Genomic DNA, 448 nt, shown 5'->3' on the forward strand with positions numbered 1-448 from the left:
GTTTCAAAAGCTTTCACAGCTGAAGTTGTTGCTCCCAAAGGAAAACCAACTACTGTACAAACCTTTACATCTGAGCCTTCAAGTCCTGTTTTCGCATGTTTCACCCATGTGGGATTGATACAAACACTGGCAAAGTCATACTCACGCGCTTCAGATAGCAAACGATCAATTTGTTCTTGGCTTGCATCTTGCTTTAAAAGCGTATGATCGATATATTTATTTAATTTCATATTCGGATTCTCCCTGATTTTATGAGATAATTTCTATAATTTCTCGTAAACTTTGCACTCCATCATTTATTTTAACATATTTTTGAAATTCTGTAACTAGTTCAGAAGAAATTTTTCCATTTGTATAAACTTTTGCAACAATTTCTCCTTTTTGAACGGAGTCTCCAACTTTCTTTTCAAAAACAATCCCTGTTTCATAGTCCAAGTCATCAGACTTG

The 448-nt window shown here is 34.6% G+C and carries 2 pseudogenes; both read right to left on the bottom strand.

Annotated elements, in window-relative coordinates:
- Positions 1 to 230: pseudogene (locus tag SORDD16_RS10030) on the bottom strand (deoxyribose-phosphate aldolase); the annotation flags it as partial.
- 19 nt (positions 231 to 249) lie between these two features.
- A pseudogene (deoA, locus tag SORDD16_RS10035) lies at positions 250 to 448 on the bottom strand (pyrimidine-nucleoside phosphorylase); the annotation flags it as partial.

Origin of the sequence: Streptococcus oralis (genome assembly GCF_001578945.1) — a bacterium.
GTDB lineage: Bacteria > Bacillota > Bacilli > Lactobacillales > Streptococcaceae > Streptococcus > Streptococcus oralis_Q.